The sequence below is a fragment of the Moorena sp. SIO1G6 genome, assembly GCF_010672795.1.
In the GTDB taxonomy this organism is placed as follows: domain Bacteria; phylum Cyanobacteriota; class Cyanobacteriia; order Cyanobacteriales; family Coleofasciculaceae; genus Moorena; species Moorena producens.
Window position 1 is genome coordinate 69,468 of sequence record NZ_JAAHFZ010000021.1, and the last position, 23,275, is coordinate 92,742.

The window sequence follows — 23,275 nt, forward strand, 5'->3', positions numbered from 1 at the left end:
GACGATAGAACACCTAAAAGGGGGGGGCAAGGATACCTAAATCTATCCTTTTCTGTTAATACATATATCAGATCATTTGTCAAATCCTAGACAAGTGTGGCATAAGGGAGGAGTGTGGGTAATTCCGTTACCCATCCGTTGCCCATCATCCCCACCTTTACTGAGTTACCAGCTCATAACTTTCCGGGTCAGCTTTGAGGACAAACATATCCCCATATTGAACTACTTCCCCAGTGATGCGGATAGGGTCAGCTACCTTATCCAAAATCCGAGAGTTAACCGCCTGGTTTTGCCGATCTACTAGGAGCAGATAAAGATTATCCCCCTGCTGATTGTACACGAAGAACACCGGAGGAACACCACCACTGATGCAGCGAATAGCACAGGAGCGATGGGTTTTAGTTTGTCCTGGTTTCATCACCCCGGGGTAGCATTTACTGTCTACAATCTCTCCTAAGAGGGAGAACTCACCAAGAGATTTACCCGCATCCGGTTTCACTGGTTCGGAAGGAGGGTCAATTGCCTCTGCAGAGCGAGCTGCTATCACCGTAAGGTTGTTGCGATAAACTGGACTACCGGTTAGCTTGACCCACTTTCCCACTTGATCCAAGACGCTGGACCTGGGTGAGGTTTTTCCCGGACCCGTCAGCAAGTAGCGAGAGTAGGGGGCTTGGAAGGAGGTATCCCCTGGACGGGGTACCAGCAAGTGAGGAACAGGTTTTCCTAAGAGCAACCCTTCAAACTCTTGAGCCTTATTGACCTTTCCAGAATTAAACTGGTCATGAATTAAGGGGAAGACAGCCCCTAGAATCAGAATCACCAGGGCTAGGACGGGAATCAATATTAACAGAAACCGTTTGATAGCGGTAGGCACCTTACCATAACCGATATAAAATTCATCGGTGTTTTGACCTTGGCTGTTGGTACTCACGTCTTTTCCTCCATGGCGATTACAGCAGGACTAACGCTGGTACCAGGAAGGTTCGGTATAGTTTTCACTAAAATGCGATCGCCCTCTAATTTAATATCAAACGTAGGGATTTTTTCTGTAAACGGTGGCGGGGAAGCACCGTTTTCTGGCAGATACTGGTAGCCGTGCCATGGACAGGTGATGCAGCCATCCACAATTTTTCCCTCCCCTAGAGGGCCATTCTGATGCTGACAGACGTTGGAAACAGCAGAAATCTTACCGTCATACTTAAAAATTGCCACCCGCTCGCCCCCGAGAGTGACTATCTTAGCTCGCTTTTCCGGGATTTCTGCGATGCTGCCCGCATCCACAAATTCTTCGTTTCCTGTAACAAGCTCCTGATTGTCCTGCCCGAACTCCCGAATCCCTGCTGCCAAATGCACTCCCACAATCCACACTAGTCCAACACCAACAGCAAGGGTCAGAACTGGATCCGTGTTAGTTTGCAGTGCTCCTAGCAGGACATGACCTGTCAGTAGTCCGTAGGCAAGATAAACGCTCATATGTAAACCTTTCCAAACCGGAGCCGTTAGGTTAGCCAGCCAGAAATCGTGGCTAGTGGCTGCCATTAGGAACAAGATCACCAGGGGAACAAATCCCAAAACCTGGAAGGGAAAGCGAATAAAGGTAAGATAGTTAGTATTGCTCACAAACAGACTGACCAGAGGTTCGAGATTGCCGAAGTCGTGGTACCATTGCAGGCCAAGGCGGGTGTGCTGGAGAGCCAAGAAGAACATCGTAACCCCCATATGACGCCGATTGTAGAGGAGGGGATAGAATTTTGGACTCAGGCGAGTTAGCGGACCAATGGATAAGATCACATGCAACAGGATGAAAGCAGCTGAGCCAAAGGCGCGAATCCTGACTCCCCTGATGTCGATGTTGCTATCGAACCACTGGGTAACATTGATGAAAAGTACAATATAAAGGGCAACTAGGCTCAGAAGGATAGCATCGTAAATAAACTTCTGGCGGTTCCACAGAACAGCTTTATAGGCAACACTCATTTTTTTACTAAAGGTTAATTGCTATTGCTATTGCTCATTATTCATTAGTTATTAGTTATTATTAACTATCAGTAAACCTTCTTTTATTTACTAAGCACTAATAACGATAAAGTCTAGTCAGTTTGGCTGGCAATGGTAGAGCTGTAATCAGCTTTTGTTGCCCCTGGCTGTATATCAGCAAATGTCCCGCTTTGCCTCGCACACTGGGAGGAAGCAAAAATTGTTTACGAGATAACCCGGCCAGATTGCCTAGCAGTATTGAGCGGACGCTAATTTCTGTGGGGGCTTTTTGCCTAGGGTCCCAATACAGCAAGGGATCGGGAACTTGGAGCAAAGAAAGAGACTTAAGTTCCATCACCAGTTTGCCTTGGTAATTGACAAAGGTTTCAACATGAAACCGAAATGTTCCATCATCAAGTTTAGTTGAGCCAATTGCCTTTCTGGGTTGGGTTTGTGTCACGAACCCTGCCTGTGTAAATAAGTTATTGCTAGCTACATCAACTGGTTCGTAACTAGGACGCAGTAAAATCCCTGCCAAGAAGCACACTGGTAGGACAACTGCTAGTACCACAAAGGAATAAAAGTGAGTTTTACGGCGAGCGAGAATCATAGCATTTCCCTTTCAGGTCAGTCGTTTGGCCGAGATACGGTGAGCATTGCGTTCAGTCGGAAGAGTTTTGCCTCTCAACAGGCGAGTGGCAAACATCGGCCAGAAGGCAGTCACACCGGGAATGATCATAATGCGAAAGCCGATCGCCCATCCCTGGGCATTGGGATCCACCCGTTGCACGCCAAAGATGACGAAAGGAACCGCAAAAATCAAACCTGCGACCAGGTAGACGCGGAACAGTTTTATGATCCACTCGACCATAGCAATGGTGAGGCTTTCCATGTTTCTACTCTTGAGGAGTTATGGATATGATTCAGTTTATACCAAGCTATGATAATGGGTATCTGTTTCTTCTTTAAGATTAGGTAATACCGGAGAATCTGTCTGCCTGAAAAAATCGTATGTTTGTGACACTCCCACCTGGGAAGCCTCTCAAGGCTAGGTTTGTTGAGATAAAGGGCGCTGACTATACCAAGAAGCAAGTCCCGAAAAAATCAGGCAAAAGCAAGCCAAAAGGCAATGTTGATGATTAAGAAAAAATGAGCTAGCAGCAAAACCCAACCCCCAAACCGAGTAGCTAATCAAAAGCTGACTGCATGTAGTGTTGTAGCATCAGCTTATATCCTGCCACCAATACCGGTTGAGCTAGTTCAACTATCGGAAATTCGATCTCTTGATCTGCGGTTGTAGAGTGTAAAGGTTGGTTCAGGCACTGGCAACGGACAAGAGCAACATCAAATCGGCACGGTAAATCAGCTAAATCTGGATGTTCTGACAGAAATAACTCAGCTGTAAGCCGGAGTTTAGCTTGCTTTTGTGGTGTAATTGCTAGCATACCATCGGCATCCCAATTCCCTCGACTGCGAGTTTTAACCTCGACAAAAGCCAATGCCACCGGGTTTCCTTTGGCAATTAGGTCAATCTCTCCCCATCGACAGCGCCAGCTATGGTTTAGGATGATCCAGCCTTGGCTTTGTAACCACCTAGCGACTAACTTCTCTCCCAGTTGCCCAACCTTAGCCATCGTATCATTGTAAAGTCAATTATATCACTGGTATCTTGATTATGATACTTGTAATCGTCATCAACATTATGCTCTCCCTCTTGTGTCTATACATTGCTTGCCAAGTTTGGCGATTGGGACAGTGGCTTTCATCTATCGCTAATCAGTTGGAAAGGGTTGAAGGCCGTATCTCTAAAACGTTACATAGTGCTCCCAAGGCAATTGTTCTTGGGCAAGTAGGTATTCATGGTTTAAGAGAGGAGTATCAACAATTACAGGTTAAGCTACACACACTCAAGCAAATTTTTCTACTGTTGGGTATGCTTCAAAAATTTGGAGGATTTAGGTGGCGCTTTAGTAATAAACCGATGAGCAAGAACAGCTTACTTCCTCAAAAGCGATCGCACTAGTATAGCACTACGCATTCAGATGTTTGACATTCCCAAACTACGAAACGTAAGTAATCGCTGACTTCTGACTTCTGACTTCTGACTTCTGACTTCTGACTTCTGACTTCTGACTTCTGACTTCTGACTTCTGACGCTAAGCGTAGCGCTATATCAGGTAGTGACTAGTATCGGGTTGTAGTATTCCCAGCATAGCCGTCACCAACCCTAAGCGGCAACTGAGATCACCCTCACCGTAGCTCCCGTGATCAACCCACACTCAAGCGCCTACTAACTACTGATTAATTATCAAGCTACTTGTAGGATAATTAATCAAAACCATTTAGTATAAAAGTTTTATCCATCCCATTTATCTAAAATTGTTGGAGGAACACAAATCAAAAGATGTCAAAAAAAAGTGCTGGAACATTTATCGGTGGCATGCTATTGGGTAGTGCCGTAGGAACAGTGGTAGGGTTACTAATTGCCCCCCGTACTGGTCGCGATACGCGCAAGCTATTGAAAAAATCAGCAGATGCCTTACCCGAATTAGCCGAAGATCTTTCTAGCAGTGTGCAACTACAGGCAGATCGCCTTTCCGATTCCACACTGCGTAACTGGGATGATACCCTAGCTCGACTAAAGGTAGCGATCGCAGCAGGTCTTGAAGCTTCTGTCCCTGAAAAAGGTTCTGTCCCTGAAAGCGTAGAGCCTCAAAAGTCCGAGTCGGCAGTTGCCGCAGAGTCCAACTCGTCCGCTAATCAACATTAGCTTTAGGCATCCCGGACGGGGGGTAAGAAGGTTTAGTGCTTTTTTTTGGTGTTACCGATTGACCCAATCTCATGGGTTTTTTCTTACGTGCCCTTCTTCCGCTTCTTCCCCCTCTTCCCCTTCTCCATAAATTATCCCCCTACAAGTGCAAAGTCCTGTTTTTGTGTCGGTTAGCCGACTCACGAATATCGGAAATGGAAAAATTTATCCTATGGTGCAAGTATTAGCCAATAATATTACTAAACGTTGTCAAATACGTTGTCAAATGTCAAGAAAACTGATAGCATACAATTGGTTAAAGTTTGGGCGAGCTTAATGGTGTTTTCTCAAGGGTGTTTTTTCAAGACTCCAAGCTTGCTATTGAATTAAGTTGACTTAAGCTTAATTACTGCAGGCGAGGGCTTGATCAAAAAAGTCGTAAACTCCGATTTTCCATTGCCAGTTACTGAATCATAGCACAGGTTAACCTGTATAATAAATCAACGGTCATCACCCCTCTCCCCCATAGACGGGGCTTCCCAACATCCTAGGATTTTTTGTGATTGATCCTCTATTTTGGCTCGGGCTGTCCTTTCTGCTCGTAGCAGTTAGTTTAACCGCTGTTTTGGTAACGTTATTGCCTGCTGTACAAGAGTTAGCGCGGGCAGCTCGTAGTGTGGAAAAATTAGCTGATACCCTAAATCGGGAATTACCACCGACCCTAGAAGCCATTCGGCTCACAGGCTTAGAAATCAGCGACTTGACGGATGATCTTAATCAAGGAGTCCAAAGTGCTGGTCACGTGGTTCAACAGGTTGATCACAGTATTAGCAGTGCTAAAAACCAAGCCCAAAAAGTCAAAGAGAATACTCGTAATGTGGTTAAGGGTGTCAAAGCTGCCTGGAAAACTTGGAGGGGTACCTCACCAAAATCTTCTAGGTCAATCGATTCCCTACCATCATCTCACAGAAAAGCTCTAGAAATTCCTGAGACTGATCAACGCTCATCAGACGTTAATCAGCCAAGGCTCGGAGATAGTAACTATAACCATAAAGAGGTCAATCACGGGACTCGTGAAACCTCTGGTAACGAAATCCATGATAATTCTATCGATGATAATTCTTTTTAGCGAAGGCAATACCAAGACTCGAACCTGAAGACTATACAGAATAAATAAAGAATAAATGTAATGGCACCCTTTAGTTTATAAATTAAAGGGTGCCATTATACCGTTTTTGTTAATGGATGAGAAATCTAGTTAGTCAGTAATTGAGAACTGGTAAACACCAGCAGATAAAAGTATAGCAATCCTATTCAAACAGGCAGAAAAATCAGTCCGACTCTCGGTAGATGCTTCCCCATCTTCCCTAACTTCGGTCATCTTGCCAATCTTACAACTGGTCAGATTAGGAAAGAAATTCAAGTCTACTGCTGACATCACTCACAGATACATCGTGTAATACTGCAATCAAATCATTCTTAAAATATAAAGCTGTGCTACCGGGTAACCCATTATCAGCGTCAACCAAATCATATTGATCCGCTACACCATAGAGCTGAATGATGTCTTTAGATTCTAAGTCATAAATCTCTGCATAATCATTGTCGCCCTTACCCTGGTAGAAAGCGCGATGATCATCTCCTAGGATAAAAGTATCTGACCAAGCTCCACCAACAAGAACATCAATTTCACCATTACCTCGGGAACCATTTCCAACTCCATTGAGAGTGTCATTACCGGAACCTCCAATCAAATAGTCGTTACCAGAGCCACCCTTAAGGAAGTCATGGTGCTGCCCACCGTCGAGGAGGTCATCACCCGAACCTCCGATCAAATAGTCGTTGCCAGAGCCACCCTCAAGACTATCATGGTCCCGGCCACCGTCGAGGAGGTCATCACCCGAACCTCCGATCAAATAGTTATTCCCAGAGCTACCTTTTAAGGTATCATGGTCACTCCCGCCATCAAGGGTGTCATCACCCGAAGCCCCGATCAAAGAGTCGTTACCAGAGCCACCCTCAAGGCTGTCATTTCCATCGTCTCCTCTAAGGTAGTCATTGCCAGAGCCACCTTTGAGGGTGTCACCTCCCTTACCTCCTCTGAGACTATCATCTTCTGTCCCAGCCTCGATCAGGTCATCACCCGAACCTCCGCTTAGATTGTCCTCACCTGAACTACCTTCTAGGGTATCGTTGCCTACATCTCCCATGATCCTATCATTGCCAACACCCCCAGAAAGGGAGTCATCTCCCTGACCACCTCCGAGAGTGTCATGACCCGAGCCACCATGGAGAGTGTCATTGCCCCAAGTGCCCCTGAGAAAGTCGTTACCGAAACCTCCCACAAGACTGTCATCCCCAGAACCTCCTGAAAGAGTGTCATGACCCGAGCCACCAATTAGTGTGTCATTATTGCGATTACCCCAAAGCCTATCATCACCATGACCGCCTTCAAGGCGGTTATCGTAACGGTCTCCCCTAATCGATTTGCTTTCCCAATTCTGGTTAAGGACTTCAATCGTGAAAATTTTATCGTAGCTTTTACCTCCGGAATCCGTGGTGCGGATTTTGATCGGGTGACTAGAGTTGACATCAAAGTCTAAGAGAGTGCCATCTTTGACTTTTAGTTGATCGTCAACAATTTTAAAGCGACCCTGAGCATCATCTAATAATTTATAAGTATGGCTATCTCCCCAATCAACATCCTTAGTAGTCAGCCTAGCAATGGTCGTGCCATTTTCACTCAATTCCTTGACACTGTTCCCAGAAAGGGTGATATCCGTTGGAGCACTATTCTGGTTTTCGAGGACTTCGATACTGAAAGTTTCCTCGTAGCTTTTACCCCCGGAATCCGTGGTGCGGATTTTGATCGAGTGACTAGAGTTGTCATCAAAGTCTATGAGGTGGCCATTTTTGACTTTTAGTCGATTGCCATCAATTTTAAAGCGACCTTGAGCATCATCTAATAATTTATAAGTATGGCTATCTCCCCAATCAACATCCTTAGTAGTCAGCCTAGCAATAGTAGTGCCATTTTTACTGAATTCTTTGACACTCCTGCCATCAAGGCTGATATCTGTCGGAGCAAAATTCTGGTTAAGGACCTCAATGGTGAAAATTTCCTCGTAGCTTTTACCTCCGGAGTCGGTGGTGCGGATTTTGATCGAGTGACTAGAGTTGTCATCAAAGTCTATGAGGTGGCCATTTTTGACTTTTAGTCGATTGCCATCAATTTTAAAGCGACCTTGAGCATCATCTAATAATTTATAAGTATGGCTATCTCCCCAATCAACATCCTTAGTAGTCAGCCTAGCAATAGTAGTGCCATTTTTACTGAATTCTTTGACACTCCTGCCATCAAGGCTGATATCTGTCGGAGCAAAATTCTGGTTAAGGACCTCAATGGTGAAAATTTCCTCGTAGCTTTTACCTCCGGAGTCGGTGGTGCGGATTTTGATCGAGTGACTAGAGTTGTCATCAAAGTCTATGAGGTGGCCATTTTTGACTTTTAGTCGATTGCCATCAATTTTAAAGCGACCTTGAGCATCATCTAATAATTTATAAGTATGGCTATCTCCCCAATCAACATCCTTAGTAGTCAGCTTAGCAATGGTAGTCCCATTTTTACTGAATTCTTTGACACTGTTGCCATCAAGGGTGATATTCGTCGGAGCAGTGTTGGTAGTTTGAGGCTCCTCTTGAACATACTGAACGTCGCTAATATTTGTTATTGTGTCCGGAATAATAATCTCTTCCCATACAGGTGCTTGACTCTCCTCCTCGAAGATAATCTTAAGGAGATCGCTTTCAGAGACTGTATGGTAGTCTTTGAGGGTAATCGAACTATCCGAGCCTAGACCAAGAATCAGGTCATCACCGCTTTGGGTTTGGGTCACACTAGAGAAAGCATAATTGGAAAGATCTAAAGTATCTAGATAGTTCCAACCTTTAATAAGATCATCACCCGTGGAAATTTCAAGTTCATAACCGCTAAAGATATTGGCCGCACTATTGGCAATGATGTAATCGTTACTGTTGGAGTTGATCAGATTTTCAAAAACTGTACCGAATGCGATCGCAGTCCCAAATTCAGACGTAACGTATTCTCTTCCGCTGTCATCGCTCCTAGCTTTATAAGAGCTATCATTGTAAGCTTCTTGGGTGGTCAGAATACCCCCCTCATTCATATCAAAGTGGTAACCTTTCTCCACAAAAGTCAGGTTTGAAAAGTCTAAGGTATTTACACCACCACTATCCCAGAGGGTTTGCTTAATCTCTTCGATCGGTTTGGTTTTACCATAATACTCACTACCATCTGTGTAGTAATTAACGCTGTCAAAGGAGTAAGTAGTATCCCCGTGGTTATACTCCCTAGCTCCATAGATAGACTGTAATGCTTGAATGTCGTAAATCATTGGGGTAATCGCTGATTTCCCAGCAAAGTTATACGACATTACTGTGTTGGTGGTATTGTCCTCGTTAAAGGGCAAAAATGGACCGTGATCATTATCCTCGTATGGATTCGGATGTTTTAACCCCAGACTATGTCCTATCTCGTGAATCACGGTCATGTAGCCATGATTCCCTGGATCGTCAGCAAATCCGTTATTACCTGTGGTGTCGTAAGCTTGGTTCAAATGCACATCCCCGGCCACATCCGACCAATTGCCAACATTGGTATTAAATCCCTCAGGCAAATAGGTATAGGCATAGCCCGGACCATCAGATACCATGTAGCGCAATAGACCATAGTCTGTTGCTGTATCTGCTACCTCATGGAAATCAACAGCAATGTATCTTTCCAGAGTTTCGAGGATGCTTCTGATATTGTCTTTGGTTTTTTCTGATATCTCTGAAACCCCCGTTTCAGGTCCGTAATAAGAACCACTATTGGCATTGTTATAGAAGCTGTAGGTGATAGTATTAGTGTCCCAATGGTGATGATCCAGAAGTGAATCAGCTGAGGAAAATGTGTTAGACATTGCTTTTAGTTAACTCTTACTGCTTGACAAAGCCTAGTTACGGTAAATGATTTGGCGCTCAGGGAAGTTCCTGATTGTTGATGGTTCATGTTTAATGGCTTATTGCCAGTTGCCATGAATCGTAGCTATAACCCCATTCTATAACTATTAAAAACCACTGAATCTCCTAGGATATTTATGTGAAAAACAATAAATCTTAGATAGTTTTTAGACTTAAATTAATCATGAATTATATATGTTTAAAGTCAAGTTTAATATGTGTATACTTTTGGTTTGGCTTTGGTTTTTTTACGGCTTATATGCCCAAAAAAAACCAAAACGTAAATCCGGACAATAATCAGTAATTAAATAAATTAAATTTAAATAAATTAAGTTAGCATTTTTAAGTATGAAATATGAATTTTTATTGAAGTTTTTGATTGTCAATTAAGCCACATTAACATCAGATAGCGTTTTTATTTTAGTTTTGAACATACTACCTTAGGTAATATACAAAATACAAAATGCAAAACGCAATAGGGGAAACAGCTCCAGCGTTTTATTGTCCACTAAAGACCTCCTAGGTTTACATCTCATTTATAAACCCTATAAATAAAGCCTAGGAATAGGGATAAACTCTCAAAATTTTCCAGTTTACGTCGAACTCCAATCCTAGTTATGTGAAGTTAGTATAAAGTTATAACAAATAGATAGAGGCTAAAATCAGTAGTTTTTCTAGGTCACCGTTTATTGGTAAGCATTCAGCATTCAGCTTAAGCTTTTTTTTGTAGGTGATGTCGCCATGATGCCCTTTTGTTCGGTTCGTTCTGTTGCCAGCATCATGAATGGCTGATAGCTGGCAACCATAGCATGGGCTTAGTTGCGTAGGGTGCGTAGGGTGTGTTATATCATGTCAGGATAATTACCCTTAATAAAAATTTCCCCCATCTCCCCATATTCCCCTCCTGGGAGGTTCCCATCTCCCCATCTCCCCACACTTCCCGCGCCCGGGCCCCAAAATTGATGGGTATTCAACCAGACTTGATATTAGGGGCGGGCTTGCCCTCATCTTCAACCTCGTAGCCAGTGTTGCGACAGCCCGCCCCGTAACCCACCACCCAAGGGCGAGCCCTGATTTTCTTGGTAGCCAGTGTTGGGACAGTCGGTCCCGTAACCCACCACCTAGTAGGCTGAAGGGTTACGTTGATCAAGCCTGCCTTTCAAACATAGAGTCTTTCATCTGTGTATTCTGATTTCTCAAGCTTCCCCTCCCTAAGTTGTTGCTCAAGTCATTGAGTGGGGTTATCTTAGAACGGAATTGTACTCACAGTATGAGTGTCATTATTTGCTAAGGCTCATAATTGAAAGATGTTCAGACCCAAATTCTGGATCAAGATAGGTTTTGTCGAACAGATAGGAGAATTTTTGGCGAAATTTAGAACTAAACCGGCTCCTAACACGGTATTTACTACTGTATTTCTAGGTTTATCTTTAGTTTTAGTCGCCTGTGCCCCCAAAGGTAGAGAAAGTAAAAGCAATACGGTTACTATCCTGGGAGTAATGACAGGGGAAGGGGAGCAAATCATCGAACAGATACTAGAACCCTTCACTAAAGAAACGGGTATCAAGGTGGTGTATGAAGCCAGTAGTGATTTCGCCACCCTCCTACCTGTGTTGGTGGAATCTGGAAATGCTCCCGATCTTGCCATGTTCCCTCAACCGGGTTTGATGGCTGACTTTGCTAGGGAAGGTCAACTGGTCCCTCTAGATACCTTCATGGACAAATCCCAGTTATCTGCTGCTTATTCTCAAAACTGGCTAGATTTGGCAACTGTCGATAGTAAAGTATACGGGGTGTGGATTAGGGCGGCGGTCAAAAGCTTAGTTTGGTACAATCGAGCTGCGTTTAAGGCAGCTGGTTACAAAATCCCTAACACCTGGAATGAAATGATGGCACTGTCCGATCAGATTGTGGCAGATGGCGGTGTCCCTTGGTGCATCGGAATAGAAAGCGGTGCGGCTACAGGATGGGTTGGTACCGACTGGATTGAGGATATTATGTTGCGCACGGTTGGTGGGGAAGTGTATGACCAGTGGGTTGCTCACAACATTCCCTTTAATCACCCAGCGGTTAAGAATGCTTTTGAGCAGTTTGGCAACATTGCCCTTAATCCTAAGTATGTGTTTGGTGGTACTGTTGGTATTATTAGCACTCCATTTGGTGACGCAGCCACACCCTTATTTGATAACCCCCCAGTTTGCTATCTGCATCGCCAAGCTAGCTTTCTTACTAGCTTCTTACCTAAAGATGTAGCCCTAGATAAGGATGTGAGTATCTTTCTGTTACCGGGTATTAAACAGGAATTGGGAGTGCCAGTGTTAGTGTCTGGTATTGCGACTGCTATGTTTAAGGATACTCCAGAAGCACGGAAGTTGATGGAGTATTTATCAACTGCCCAACCCCATACTATCTGGGCAAGTCAGGGAGATTATGTTTCACCCCATAAACAGGTTAGTTTGGATGCTTACCCCAATCACATTCTTAAACGTCAAGCGGAAATCTTAGCCAATGCGGATATGGTGCGCTTCGATGGTTCGGATATGATGCCAGGAGCCGTGGGTACCGGGACATTCTGGAGTGGCATTGTTGATTATATTGGTGGGACAGATGTGGATACAGTTCTGAAAACTATTGAGGAAAGTTGGCCAGATTAAGTATGAGGAATTAGGGATTAGTCATTGTCAAAAAAAATATTTATTTAAAATCGCCTTCTAATGTTACTTTAGCAGAATTGCCTGGGAAATCTGTAACTATAAGATACTGAAATCAAATTAAGTCAGTTATTCGCAACCATTTAGCGAAAGGGACAATAGTGCCGTTTAGGCATTAATTACGATTAAATCTCTGAGTGCAATATCAGCAATTGCGCTTCGCTCCGCTGTAACGGCAATCCCTTGGGGTGTAAGCAGGAAGGATATAGTAGGATGTCAGTGACTACTATAAATTTGGCGTTGCTGAATATTTGGGTACTGTATAGTTGGAGCAGTTACCGATTACCGATTACCGATTACCTTTGGATCTTCCATAATTGAGGAACACCGTAAGTTTAGGATTCCCCCTTTAGGCCAAACTCAAGTTTAAATAAGAAATAAGCTATGGATACTAGTCAGATTGATAAATTTGTTTCCTATTGCCAAGGTGAACAGCCACAAAGTGAAGAAGATATGAGACGTTTTTTTATAGGGGTTATTGGTTTTCCCTATGATAAGGAACTTCTATTACAGGCATATCTATTTTTCAATATAAACTCATTATTTCCAACCTGTAGTCAGCTCATCCTGTTTGAAAAGGCTCTAATCCAAGACTATACAAATTTAGGCAAAGTGGATTTTGTTTATCTTAGTAAAAACAAAAAAATATTTTTAATTGAAACAAAATATATTGATACTGAAGCAACAGGAAAACACGAAAGAACTAGAAGAAATAAGCATAGAAATAAGGTAGTGGAACAAGTCATTGATTGGAAATACAAATTGAGGGATTATTGGAATATATCAACTAACCAAATTAATTGTGGAGTATTTACAACCGATCCACAAGTAGGTGATCGTGCAAGGAGCACTGACATTATCGCTAAATCAATATCTATCTATGAACTGGAACGGTGGCAAAAAAATTATAAATTTTATAAATTAGACCATGGCAAGAAACGGGATTCGGTGAGAGATATATATGAGGTGATCAAGTGATCAAGTGATCAGGTGATGAAGTGATGAGGCAATGAAGGATGGTATTGTTCAAAATTGTTACTTTCATTCTCGCCGTTGTCATAGGCTGTGCTGGGGTGATGGCTTTGTTATATGGCATGAATGGCTTGGTAAATCAGCTACCCAATAAAACGCGATTGACCTTGGCCAAAAGGCCACGCTACGCGAACGGTCACGCTACGCGAAAGCATTTTATGGCTTGGGTATACTTAGCCCCTGCTTTAGCATTACTAACCGCTTACCTGATTCTGCCCACCCTCAATACTATCTATATCAGCTTCTTGGATAAGCGATCGCAAAATTTTGTGGGACTGGACAATTACATCTTTGCCTTTACCAACCCTACTATGCTAATCGCTTTTCGTAACAATGTCCTTTGGTTGGTATTGGTAACAGGGTTTAGTGTAGGATTGGGTTTAATTATTGCGGTGCTGGTGGATCGGGTACGCTATGAACCGGTAGCCAAGTCCATAATCTTTATGCCCATGGCAATTTCCTTTGTGGGGGCTAGCGTGATTTGGCGATTTATCTATGCTTTTCGTCCAGCTGGATCAGAACAAATTGGCTTACTCAATGGCATTATTACCCGTTTAGGATTTGAGCCTGTAGGTTGGTTAGTGGAGCGCGAACTTAATAATTATGCTCTGATTGTGATTATGATTTGGTTGCAGACAGGGTTTTGCTTGATTTTGCTCTCTGCTGCAATCAAAGGTATCCCCAAAGATATTATCGAAGCTGCACGGATAGATGGAGCTAGTGAGTGGCAAATCTTCTGGACAATTACTATTCCGATGATACGAGGGACTATTGCTGTGGTTGTGACTACTGTAGTAATAGCGGTGCTGAAAGTCTTTGATATTGTCTGGGTGATGACCGGTGGTAATCAAAATACGGAAGTGATTGCGTCTCGTATGATTAAGGAAATGTTCAATTATCGGAACTTTGGACGAGGTAGTGCGATCGCAGTTATTTTATTACTAGTTATTATTCCAGTTATGATTAGCAATATCCGTCGATTTCGAGAGCAGGAGAACAGCCGTTGATAGTAATATATAATTATTATTTGAATTGTGAACATACTCCCGCTTGGGAAAGGCAAGAGGCAAGAGGCAAGAGGCAAGAGTTAATCAAGTAGCGATGCAGCAAGGGAACAGGTGAGCCAGTGAGGCCAAAGGGGATTTCCCCCATTCGCGACTGCATCAAGACATAGAAGGATTTTGGTTAAGGTCAAAAACGGTAATTATGATTTATTATTTCTAATTGATTTAGAAATGCTATAGTATTCAGATTAAAGTTAAAATTTGATTCTGATGGCGTCACCGAGTTAAGCAACTGTTCTAGCTATGGTTGAAATTCTATAAGGCTTGGGGTGATGCGATCGCATCTTGCCCAGTTGTTTTGCCCAGTTGTTTTGCCCAGTTGTTTTGCCCACTTGTTTAACCACTGCTGTTGTGGGATTGGTTGCACAAAGCGCTTATCTTGGAAAAAAATCGACTATTCCAGACATGACTTTAACCCAGCTATGGTACCAAAACCGCTCTTTGTAGCAAAATCCCAACATCTACAGCAATTCTTCTGGAAAATCCCGATTCATCTGACCCTGATTATCATCTCTTTGATCTGGACTCTACCCACTGTTGGCTTGTTCATTAGTTCCCTACGCTACCGAGATGATGTGCTCAAAACCGGTTGGTGGTCAGTCTTCCAACACCCCTTCAATTTCACCCAATACCACCTCGGTAACTATATTGATGTGATTACCTCCGAAGGGATGGGACAGGCATTTCTCAATAGTCTGGTTATCTCGATTCCCGCTACAGTCATTCCGATTGTGATCGCTACTTTTGCTGCCTATGGGTTTGCTTGGATGAAATTTCCTGGTCGCCAAGTCCTGTTTATGGTAGTAGTTGGTTTGCTGGTAGTCCCGTTACAGATGACTCTGATTCCGGTATTGCGAGTCTACGGATATCTAGGACTTTCCGGTACATTATTAGGTATTTGGTTAGCCCACACAGGCTATGGTTTGCCCTTAGGAATTTATTTATTGCGTAATTATATTGCTAGTTTGCCTCAGGAGTTAATCGAAGCAGCAGCAGTGGATGGTGCGTCTCATCTGACCATAGTTACCCAGCTGATTGTGCCTCTATCCATGCCTGCGATCGCATCATTTGCCGTGTTTCAATTTCTCTGGGTATGGAATGACTTGCTAGTTGCTTTAGTCTATCTCGGAGTTACACCAGACGTTGCCCCGTTAACGATCCGATTAACAAATATAGTAGGTTATCGTGGGCAGCAGTGGCATCTTCTTACCTCTGGTGCATTTATCACCATGATTGTACCACTGATTGTGTTTTTTGTTCTACAGCGGTACTTTGTGCGGGGGATTTTAGCCGGTTCGGTTAAGGGTTGAAACTCTTATCTATAGCAGTTCTTAATTGGGAGAGGTACTTTCGTCCTGGGTTTTAGGGAGCTTCAACAGCTGGGAGTAGGGAGTAGGGAGTAGGGAGTAGGGAGTAGGATTCAGTTTATCGAGGGTGAGATTCAGGGCTGACCTACTTTAGGTAATTCTGTTTCATTGGAGAGAGCGAAATTATCTAAAGAAACCTTTGCTGAATAGGCAATAGCATCCCGCTGGTACAAAATTAATAGGCTATTTGCGTTTAGAACCTTGTAACCCAAAAATCTATCTACTCCACTTACTACTTCCTGATAGTCATTACCATTGTAATGGGTAAATGCTATTGTGAGCATATCATTGTTTGTTAATCTTCCATCACCATTGGTATCTTGTTTAATAAGGTGGTATAAAACTGCTATAACTGGTTTAGATTCAACCCTGTTATTAGCTCTATCATTAGTTTCTGAAATGAAGCTATCGCTAGTAATTAGATAGTCATTATTAGCAAAGATCCATTTGCTTTTCCCTGTTTCACTATCCAAAAACAAATAGTTTATAGTTGAGCGTGTCGATTTGCTATAATAGGATTGGGTATAAGATTGGTCTGAGTAAAGCGGCACCATTAGATAGGTTGTGCCATCAACCTCCCTGAGATTACCCAGCTCCCACTCTTGAGAGCTTGAGCTATCGTCATTAACATTAACAATGTTAATCCCCTGGCGCTCTCTCGTAGTGCTTTTGACTATCTCGATAGCAGCAAAAGCTAAAACTGCTATTGCTAGCAATCCAGTAGCCATAATAACAATGGCATTAAAGCGCCACACAAAACGAAAAAATTTATTGTCTTCCATGTTTGTTCACCGTTGACTATTGACGGTTGACTATTGACGGTTGACTATTGCTCTGAGGAATAAGACTCAAGATCAGGTAAAATTAGGTAATATTATTATAATAGTCAATTTTTGGGAGAATAATATGATCTCTGGAGCAATCGCTTACTTTGTAATTCTAGCTGGTGCCACTGTTGTGGCTCTGACTCTATTTTTTGGACTTAGAGCAGTTAAGTTGATCTAACTACTCTTGTTTCCAAAACAATTAAAGCAGTATGGCGGGTTGAAACATTTAATTGTTTTGAGTATAGCCGCATACTGTAGCGCTATAGTTAACCGTAAGCATTCAGCAGTCAGCGGTCAATGGTCAGCTTATTTTATTCAAAAGTACTGCGCTACGCGCACCCTGCGCAAAAAGTAGCCTAGTGACACAGGCTTCGACGTTGGGACCACCTAACCCATAAGCTGATACGCGACACGCTGATAGCTGAATGCTTACAGTTAACCAGCTATACTTACACCTAGCTATACTTACCCAGATCAACTCTCTAAGTCAAACAAGCTTCAATTGTTGCTAGCACCGACTGAGCTAGAGCAGTGAGTTCATACCCCCCCTCTAAACCAAAAACAATCCGACGAGTTAGTTGCAGACAATAGTTCGTAAATAGCCCATAATCATCTGGCTGCAAGGCAATATTTGCCAAAGGATCTGCGGCATTAGCATCATAACCAGCACTGACAATCAATAAATCTGGCTGAAATTTGGTTAAAAATGGCATCACTTTCTGTTCAAACATAGGCTGGTAATCTGCTAACGTGCTGCCTGGTGCCATGGGAAGATTGAGGACATTATTGTGAAACCCCTGTTCACTGGCTTGGCCTGTACCAGGATAGCAAGGGGATTGATGAAGGGAGATGTAGGCAATGCGAGCATCTCGTTCCACAACATCTTGAGTGCCATTGCCGTGATGGACATCCCAGTCTAAGATGGCAACCCGTTCGACTTCCGATTGCTCTAAGGCGTAGTAAGCTGCGATCGCAGCATTGGAAAATAAGCAAAACCCCATCCCTCTCTGACGTTCAGCATGATGACCAGGGGGACGGGCTAGAACAAAGGCTGAATTATTGGTAGTGAGGACTTGATCTACCGCATCTAGCCAAGCACTAACGGCGAGTAGGGCAACATCGTAACTGCGGGGGGATATCCCTGTGTCCGCATCTAACCTGCCACCATTACTCCTAGCAATTTTTTCAACTGTCTCAATGTAGCGCTGGCTATGAATTTGTTGTACTAGAGGCATCACTCGACGAGTTTCCACCGCTGTCGGTAACTGCCACTTAATTTGGTCAGCCCAAGGTGCAGCTTTGATGGCATTCACAATCGCCGTTAAACGTTCTGGTCGTTCTGGGTGAAACCGACCGTTATCGTGTTCAAGAAACTCATCGGAGTAAATGACAGGGAACATATTATAGCACGATTCAGCCAAAATTATGGAAAAACGTTTTAAAGCAAGGTACTTGTGAATAGATTAACCTTTCCGATTATTTCATCAGGTGATCCCTAAACAGACCAAACACGACACCAAAAGCGATCAGAGCTAGAGCGAGGCTGGCAGGGATTAAATCTGGTCTCAAAATGAAGGCAAAAATAGCTAAGCCGATCAAAACATAGGATAGTTTCATCAAAAACTCCTTAGTTGTTGGGAACTTCTGAGGTTTAGTCAGGGAAGGAAAACAATCTGGTGGTATAGACCGCCAGTCAACATCAGCAAGAAGAGGTGAATGTCCTAAGCTGCCCTAGGAAATTTTCGGTCTTTTTCCCATAATTTTTGCACAAGAAGCGCGAATCTGCTCATTGTCTAAGGCTTGCCCGTGGTTCTGTTACCGGCTATAGTCGAGATTTTGTGTTAAAATTTAAAAATAACCAGCCAAATTTGGAAAATAAAGGTGTTAAAAGCCTCTTTTGAGAGATTTTAACCGATTTTTTTAGCAAAATCCTCGATAATAAGGGAGTTTGTCCAACTATGAGTACATCCCAAGAACGCATTGTCCCGACAAATTTGCGGAACGAAATGTCCCGGTCTTATTTAGAATACGCCATGAGCGTCATAGTAGGTCGGGCATTACCAGATGCCAGGGATGGGCTCAAGCCAGTACACCGAAGGATTCTCTATGCGATGCATGAGCTGGGATTAAGCCCAGAGCGTCCGTTCCGCAAATGCGCTCGTGTGGTGGGGGAAGTGTTGGGTAAGTATCATCCCCATGGGGATACTGCTGTTTATGACGCTTTGGTGCGCATGGCTCAGGATTTCTCCATGCGATCGCCTCTGATTAATGGTCATGGAAATTTTGGCTCAGTAGACAACGACCCCCCAGCGGCAATGCGTTACACAGAGTGCCGCTTGCAAGCGATCGCTACCAATGCCCTACTCCGGGACATTGAGTCAGAAACTGTAGACTTTGTTGATAACTTTGACGGTTCCCAGCAAGAACCGACTGTCTTACCGGCACGGATTCCCCAATTACTGCTCAACGGCTCATCGGGGATTGCTGTGGGTATGGCAACCAATATCCCCCCTCATAACCTGGGAGAGTTGGTGGATGGCTTAGTGGCCGTGATCCATAATCCCGAAATCACTGATAAGGAATTAAGGCGGTATATCCCTGGTCCAGATTTCCCCACTGGGGCACAGATTTTAGGAACATCGGGTATTAAAGATGCTTACACCAGTGGTCGGGGTTCTATCACCATGCGAGGTGTGGCAGAAATTGAAACCATTGGGCAACGAGGTCGTCCAGACAAGGAAGCCATTATTATTACTGAGCTACCTTACCAAACTAATAAGGCAAGTTTAATCGAAAAGATTGCTGAATTGGTCAATGATAAGCGCATTGATGGCATTTCCGATATTCGGGATGAAAGCGATCGCAATGGCATGCGCATCGTAATCGAACTAAAGCGCGATGCTTATCCCAAAGTTGTCCTGAATAATCTCTACAAGCAAACCCCCCTCCAAACTAATTTTGGAGCAAATATGCTAGCCCTGGTGGGCAATGAACCCCAGTTGCTGACCATAAAGCAGTTCTTAAACGTTTTCCTGGATTTCCGCATTGAAACCATTACCCGACGGACTCAATATCAATTGCGCAAAGCTGAGGAACGGGATCATTTACTGCAAGGGTTACTAATTGCCCTAGATAGCTTAGATGCTGTGATTGCGGTGATTCGGGGGGCGGCGGATACGACTACAGCACGAGGACAATTAGTTACAGAATTTAGTCTATCTGAAGCCCAAGCTGATGCTATTTTGCAAATGCAGCTGCGCCGTCTGACTGCTTTGGAAGCCCAAAAGATTCAAGCTGAGCATGAGGAATTACAAGTTCGGATTGCGGATTTAAGGGATATCCTAGCTCGCCGAAGTCGCATCCTGGAGATTATTGAAACTGAAGCCCAGCAACTGAAACAGAACTTTGCCACACCACGCCGCACACAAATTCAACAGGTTGAAGGGGAACTGGATGATACTGACCTGATTGCTAATGAAAAAGCTGTGATTCTGCTGACTGAGCAAGGGTATATCAAACGCATGCCTGTGGATGAGTTTAGAGCTCAAGCTCGGGCAACTCGTGGTAAAGCTGCTGCCAGGATCAAAGATGATGATGAGGTAGAGCATTTCTTCACTTGCTGCGACCACGATAGCATTTTATTTTTTAGCGATCGCGGTGTAGTGTACTCTCTGCGTGCCTACCAAATCCCGGCTGTATCTCGCACCGCCAGGGGGGTACCGATTGTGCAGATGTTACCCATTCCCCACGAAGAAAAAATTACTTCTATTGTACCGGTATCTGAATTTACGGATGATGAATATCTAGTCATGTTAACTCATAAGGGTTACATCAAGAAAACTGCTCTAGATGCTTTCAGCAAAATTCGGGCAAATGGATTAATTGCTATTTCCCTCGGGGAAGGAGACCAGTTGCGGTGGGTACTTCGTGCTAGGGAAGAAGACAGCATCATAATTGGGTCTCGTCATGGCATGGCAATTCACTTCAAGTGTGACAATGATCAACTCCGCCCCCTCGGTCGTGCGACCAGAGGAGTTAAGGCTATGAAACTAAAGGGTGATGATGAATTAATCGGTATGGATATTTTGTCCGGTCAAATCATCGCTAGTCTAGCTGCTGCTGAGGATTCAGAGGAAGAGACAGAAGACCTTAGTGATTCTGAGATGGTGGAAACAGCAGCTCAAGGTCCTTGGGTATTAATTGTCACTATGGGAGGCTATGGTAAGCGGGTACCGGTATCCCAATTCCGGCTACAAAACCGTGCGGGTATGGGAGTTCGCTCAACCAAATTCCGTTTACCCAAAGACCAACTGGCAGCCCTACAGGTAGTTAATGAAGGGGATGAATTGATGATAGTCACTAGTCGAGGGATTATCATTCGTCAAGCTGTTGATGCTATTTCTCCCCAATCTCGCATGGCAACTGGGGTCAGAGTGCAAAAGTTAGATGATGAAGATGCGATCGCAGCGGTTGCTTTGGTTCCCATTTCAGATCAAGAGCAGGAAATCGAAGAGCAGGAACTCCCAGACCAGGAACTCCCAGACCAGGAAGAGTCGGTAGATTCAGATAAATAAACCACTAGAAATAAACCTACAATAGGTTTTTGTAGACGGTTAACCGTCAACCGTCTACAAAACCCACCTTAACTACACTAAGAAAACGGTTTTCTAGGAGGCAACTCAAATGATTCAAACTGCCAAAAAGTTTTACACATTTGAAGACTATCTTTCCTACCATGATGACACTGACTACAAGTATGAGCTTGTTAATGGAGAGCTTATTGCTATGCCACCTGCTAGTGGACTACATGCCCTGATTATGCTTTTTTTATTCAAGCAATTTGATAGAGAAATTGAGAGGGTTAGTTTAGATTGGGTTGTTATGCCTGGTAATCTTGGGGTTCGCACAGCTGAGAATAAATCTAGAATTCCTGATTTAGTCATTATCTCAGAAAATCAGCGGCAAGCTATCAGTTCCATGTCATCAGCGGTGCTGGAATCAGCACCACTACTAGCAGTAGAAATTGTTAGTGCAGGTAATCCCCAAGATGATTACCGCTACAAGCGTTCTGAATACGCGGTGCGGGAAGTGCCTGAATATTGGATTGTTGATCCAATTAAGTCTAAGGTTTCGGTTTTGCGTTTAGTTGATGGGTTTTATGATCTGACAGAATTTACAGGAAATAAAAAGATTGAATCACAAACATTTCCCGAGTTAGCTTTGACAGTTGAACAAGTATTTGCAGTTTAGACTAATTGTTAATGATTAAGTATTAAAATTAGCTCTTGAACCAAGTTTAAAATTTATCTGTATTTCTATCACTCATAAGTTTACATAGCAAAAAATACTATAGCTATAGTAGACTTACTATTACTTCTCAACCCGATATCCCAACTCTAATAACCGTAAGCGAGATTGTCGCCATTTCGGTTTTACTTTCACAAACAATTCCAGGTAAACTTGACCAGCAACTAACTTTTGAAGTTGTTGACGAGCCGCAGTACCAATTTGTTTGAGCATATTACCCTTTTTTCCAATTAAAATACCTTTTTGGGAGTCTCTCTCTACATTGATCGTAGCAAAAATACGGGTAATTTTTGGTTGCTCCTCTACTAAATCAATAGTAATAGCAACCGAGTGGGGGACTTCCTCACGAGTTAGGAGTAAGATTTGCTCTCGAATCAATTCCCCCATGATAAACCGTTCTGGCTGGTCGGTTAAGAAGTCAGGGGGATAATAATATGGCCCTGGTTCTAAGCGTTCAATTAATTTCTGCTGCAATAGGTCTAAGCGATCAGCTGTCAGGGCAGAAAATTTTACGACTTCCCAGCCTTGAGCAGTAGCTAGTTTAGCATAACTAGCATCGATTGATTCTCCCCTACTGTGTCGAGGTTGTATATCTGATTTGTTCACACCCAAAATTACTGGTGTCTTAGTATGGCTCAGTAGATCAACAATAAAGCGATCGCCTCCTCCCGCCTCCACCGTACTATCCACCACCAACAGCACCACATCCACTAACTCAATCGCTATTTGGGCATTTTTCACCAAGACCTTACCCAGTTGATGATGAGGTTTGTGAATCCCTGGCGTATCCACAAAAATCAACTGAGCTTCCGGTGTGGTCAAGATACCTCGCAGCCGATTTCGGGTGGTTTGAGCCACGGGCGAAGTGATAGCAATTTTTTGCCCTACCAGTTTATTCATCAGTGTGGATTTCCCCACATTCGGACGTCCTACAATCGCCACGAAGCCAGACTTAAACCCATCTGGAGCAACCGGAATAGTTCCTAGAACTGATGGCTTGATAACTTTTTCCTCTAGGTTATCTTGGGAAGAGTCTATGGTCGAATCATCTTGGTCTTGGATTTTAGAATTGTCAGTCATTGAACCAATCGTAGTTTTTATTGTTTTATTATGAAATTTATGTTAGCAACATAGATAAGGACTATGTTGAGTATGTTGTTACAGGGGATAACACCCCGGTTAATTGACCAACAATATCATAAATAGAACTGATCGTGGG

General features: G+C 43.4%; 23 protein-coding genes. 10 read left to right on the plus strand and 13 right to left on the minus strand.

Features of this window, described 5'->3' with window-relative positions:
- Positions 1-157 precede the first annotated feature (157 nt).
- The 5 genes from F6K63_RS20405 to F6K63_RS20425 all read right to left on the minus strand — a co-directional run bounded on the left by F6K63_RS20405 (position 158) and on the right by F6K63_RS20425 (position 3,611).
- Positions 158-931, minus strand: coding sequence for a hypothetical protein (locus F6K63_RS20405; RefSeq protein WP_071106027.1), 774 nt, complete (start codon positions 929-931; stop codon positions 158-160).
- Positions 928-1,977, minus strand: a complete 1,050-nt coding sequence (locus F6K63_RS20410) for a Rieske 2Fe-2S domain-containing protein (protein WP_008177765.1) — start codon at positions 1,975-1,977, stop codon at positions 928-930. Before F6K63_RS20410 ends, F6K63_RS20405 begins: the two co-directional genes overlap by 4 nt.
- A 97-nt stretch (positions 1,978-2,074) precedes the next feature.
- Positions 2,075-2,587: a hypothetical protein gene (locus tag F6K63_RS20415; RefSeq protein WP_008177767.1), complete on the minus strand. Its 513-nt coding sequence runs from the start codon at positions 2,585-2,587 to the stop codon at positions 2,075-2,077.
- Positions 2,588-2,599: 12 nt separating this feature from the next.
- Complete coding sequence (locus tag F6K63_RS20420; protein ID WP_008177770.1) at positions 2,600-2,869, minus strand: hypothetical protein; 270 nt, start codon at positions 2,867-2,869, stop codon at positions 2,600-2,602.
- 295 nt (positions 2,870-3,164) lie between these two features.
- The gene (locus tag F6K63_RS20425; protein ID WP_008177774.1) at positions 3,165-3,611 is read right to left on the minus strand and encodes a YraN family protein; all 447 of its coding nucleotides are present in this window, start codon (positions 3,609-3,611) and stop codon (positions 3,165-3,167) included.
- Positions 3,612-3,652: 41 nt separating this feature from the next.
- Here F6K63_RS20425 and F6K63_RS20430 point away from each other — a divergent pair, with 41 nt between their 5' ends.
- From F6K63_RS20430 to F6K63_RS20440, 3 genes are all read left to right on the plus strand, one after another.
- Complete coding sequence (locus F6K63_RS20430) at positions 3,653-4,000, plus strand: hypothetical protein (RefSeq protein WP_008177776.1); 348 nt, start codon at positions 3,653-3,655, stop codon at positions 3,998-4,000.
- Between the two features lie 381 nt (positions 4,001-4,381).
- Entirely contained in the window at positions 4,382-4,747 is a 366-nt protein-coding gene (locus F6K63_RS20435; RefSeq protein ID WP_008177778.1) for a YtxH domain-containing protein, read from the plus strand.
- A gap of 538 nt (positions 4,748-5,285) precedes the next feature.
- Positions 5,286-5,855: a DUF948 domain-containing protein gene (locus F6K63_RS20440; protein ID WP_008177780.1), complete on the plus strand. Its 570-nt coding sequence runs from the start codon at positions 5,286-5,288 to the stop codon at positions 5,853-5,855.
- A gap of 129 nt (positions 5,856-5,984) precedes the next feature.
- Here F6K63_RS20440 and F6K63_RS20445 read toward each other — a convergent pair whose 3' ends face one another.
- Both F6K63_RS20445 and F6K63_RS20450 read right to left on the minus strand, forming a co-directional pair.
- Positions 5,985-6,107: a hypothetical protein gene (locus F6K63_RS20445; RefSeq protein WP_267873721.1), complete on the minus strand. Its 123-nt coding sequence runs from the start codon at positions 6,105-6,107 to the stop codon at positions 5,985-5,987.
- A gap of 25 nt (positions 6,108-6,132) precedes the next feature.
- Positions 6,133-9,708, minus strand: coding sequence for a reprolysin-like metallopeptidase (locus F6K63_RS20450; protein ID WP_287313017.1), 3,576 nt, complete (start codon positions 9,706-9,708; stop codon positions 6,133-6,135).
- Positions 9,709-11,055: 1,347 nt separating this feature from the next.
- On the opposite strand from F6K63_RS20450, the gene F6K63_RS20455 reads away from it, so the two are divergent.
- The 3 genes from F6K63_RS20455 (at position 11,056) to F6K63_RS20465 (ending at position 14,498) form a co-directional block, all read left to right on the plus strand.
- Complete coding sequence (locus tag F6K63_RS20455) at positions 11,056-12,402, plus strand: ABC transporter substrate-binding protein (RefSeq protein ID WP_008177789.1); 1,347 nt, start codon at positions 11,056-11,058, stop codon at positions 12,400-12,402.
- Positions 12,403-12,843: 441 nt separating this feature from the next.
- Positions 12,844-13,437: a hypothetical protein gene (locus F6K63_RS20460; protein ID WP_008177791.1), complete on the plus strand. Its 594-nt coding sequence runs from the start codon at positions 12,844-12,846 to the stop codon at positions 13,435-13,437.
- 212 nt (positions 13,438-13,649) lie between these two features.
- Entirely contained in the window at positions 13,650-14,498 is an 849-nt protein-coding gene (locus F6K63_RS20465) for a carbohydrate ABC transporter permease (RefSeq protein ID WP_008177794.1), read from the plus strand.
- 16 nt (positions 14,499-14,514) lie between these two features.
- Here the strand turns inward: F6K63_RS20465 and F6K63_RS20470 are convergent, their stop codons facing one another.
- Positions 14,515-14,643 carry a hypothetical protein gene (locus F6K63_RS20470; protein WP_267875714.1) on the minus strand — a complete coding sequence of 43 codons (129 nt, stop codon included), beginning with the start codon at positions 14,641-14,643 and terminating at the stop codon, positions 14,515-14,517.
- Between the two features lie 153 nt (positions 14,644-14,796).
- Positions 14,797-14,922 carry a hypothetical protein gene (locus F6K63_RS20475; RefSeq protein ID WP_287248805.1) on the minus strand — a complete coding sequence of 42 codons (126 nt, stop codon included), beginning with the start codon at positions 14,920-14,922 and terminating at the stop codon, positions 14,797-14,799.
- A gap of 55 nt (positions 14,923-14,977) precedes the next feature.
- On the opposite strand from F6K63_RS20475, the gene F6K63_RS20480 reads away from it, so the two are divergent.
- Entirely contained in the window at positions 14,978-15,865 is an 888-nt protein-coding gene (locus tag F6K63_RS20480; RefSeq protein ID WP_044491826.1) for a carbohydrate ABC transporter permease, read from the plus strand.
- Between the two features lie 131 nt (positions 15,866-15,996).
- Here the strand turns inward: F6K63_RS20480 and F6K63_RS20485 are convergent, their stop codons facing one another.
- Positions 15,997-16,704, minus strand: a complete 708-nt coding sequence (locus tag F6K63_RS20485) for a hypothetical protein (RefSeq protein WP_008177798.1) — start codon at positions 16,702-16,704, stop codon at positions 15,997-15,999.
- A 124-nt stretch (positions 16,705-16,828) separates the two neighbouring features.
- Here F6K63_RS20485 and petL point away from each other — a divergent pair, with 124 nt between their 5' ends.
- Complete coding sequence (petL, locus tag F6K63_RS20490; RefSeq protein WP_071106406.1) at positions 16,829-16,927, plus strand: cytochrome b6-f complex subunit PetL; 99 nt, start codon at positions 16,829-16,831, stop codon at positions 16,925-16,927.
- A 304-nt stretch (positions 16,928-17,231) separates the two neighbouring features.
- On the opposite strand, the gene F6K63_RS20495 is transcribed toward petL, so the two are convergent.
- Positions 17,232-18,149, minus strand: coding sequence for a histone deacetylase family protein (locus F6K63_RS20495; RefSeq protein WP_008177803.1), 918 nt, complete (start codon positions 18,147-18,149; stop codon positions 17,232-17,234).
- Between the two features lie 76 nt (positions 18,150-18,225).
- Complete coding sequence (locus tag F6K63_RS20500) at positions 18,226-18,366, minus strand: hypothetical protein (protein ID WP_008177807.1); 141 nt, start codon at positions 18,364-18,366, stop codon at positions 18,226-18,228.
- Between the two features lie 341 nt (positions 18,367-18,707).
- On the opposite strand from F6K63_RS20500, the gene gyrA reads away from it, so the two are divergent.
- Positions 18,708-21,323, plus strand: coding sequence for a DNA gyrase subunit A (gene gyrA, locus F6K63_RS20505; RefSeq protein ID WP_044491792.1), 2,616 nt, complete (start codon positions 18,708-18,710; stop codon positions 21,321-21,323).
- A gap of 109 nt (positions 21,324-21,432) precedes the next feature.
- Positions 21,433-21,999 carry a Uma2 family endonuclease gene (locus F6K63_RS20510; protein WP_008177811.1) on the plus strand — a complete coding sequence of 189 codons (567 nt, stop codon included), beginning with the start codon at positions 21,433-21,435 and terminating at the stop codon, positions 21,997-21,999.
- A gap of 120 nt (positions 22,000-22,119) precedes the next feature.
- Here the strand turns inward: F6K63_RS20510 and era are convergent, their stop codons facing one another.
- Positions 22,120-23,136, minus strand: coding sequence for a GTPase Era (gene era, locus F6K63_RS20515; protein WP_008177814.1), 1,017 nt, complete (start codon positions 23,134-23,136; stop codon positions 22,120-22,122).
- Positions 23,137-23,275: the final 139 nt, after the last annotated feature.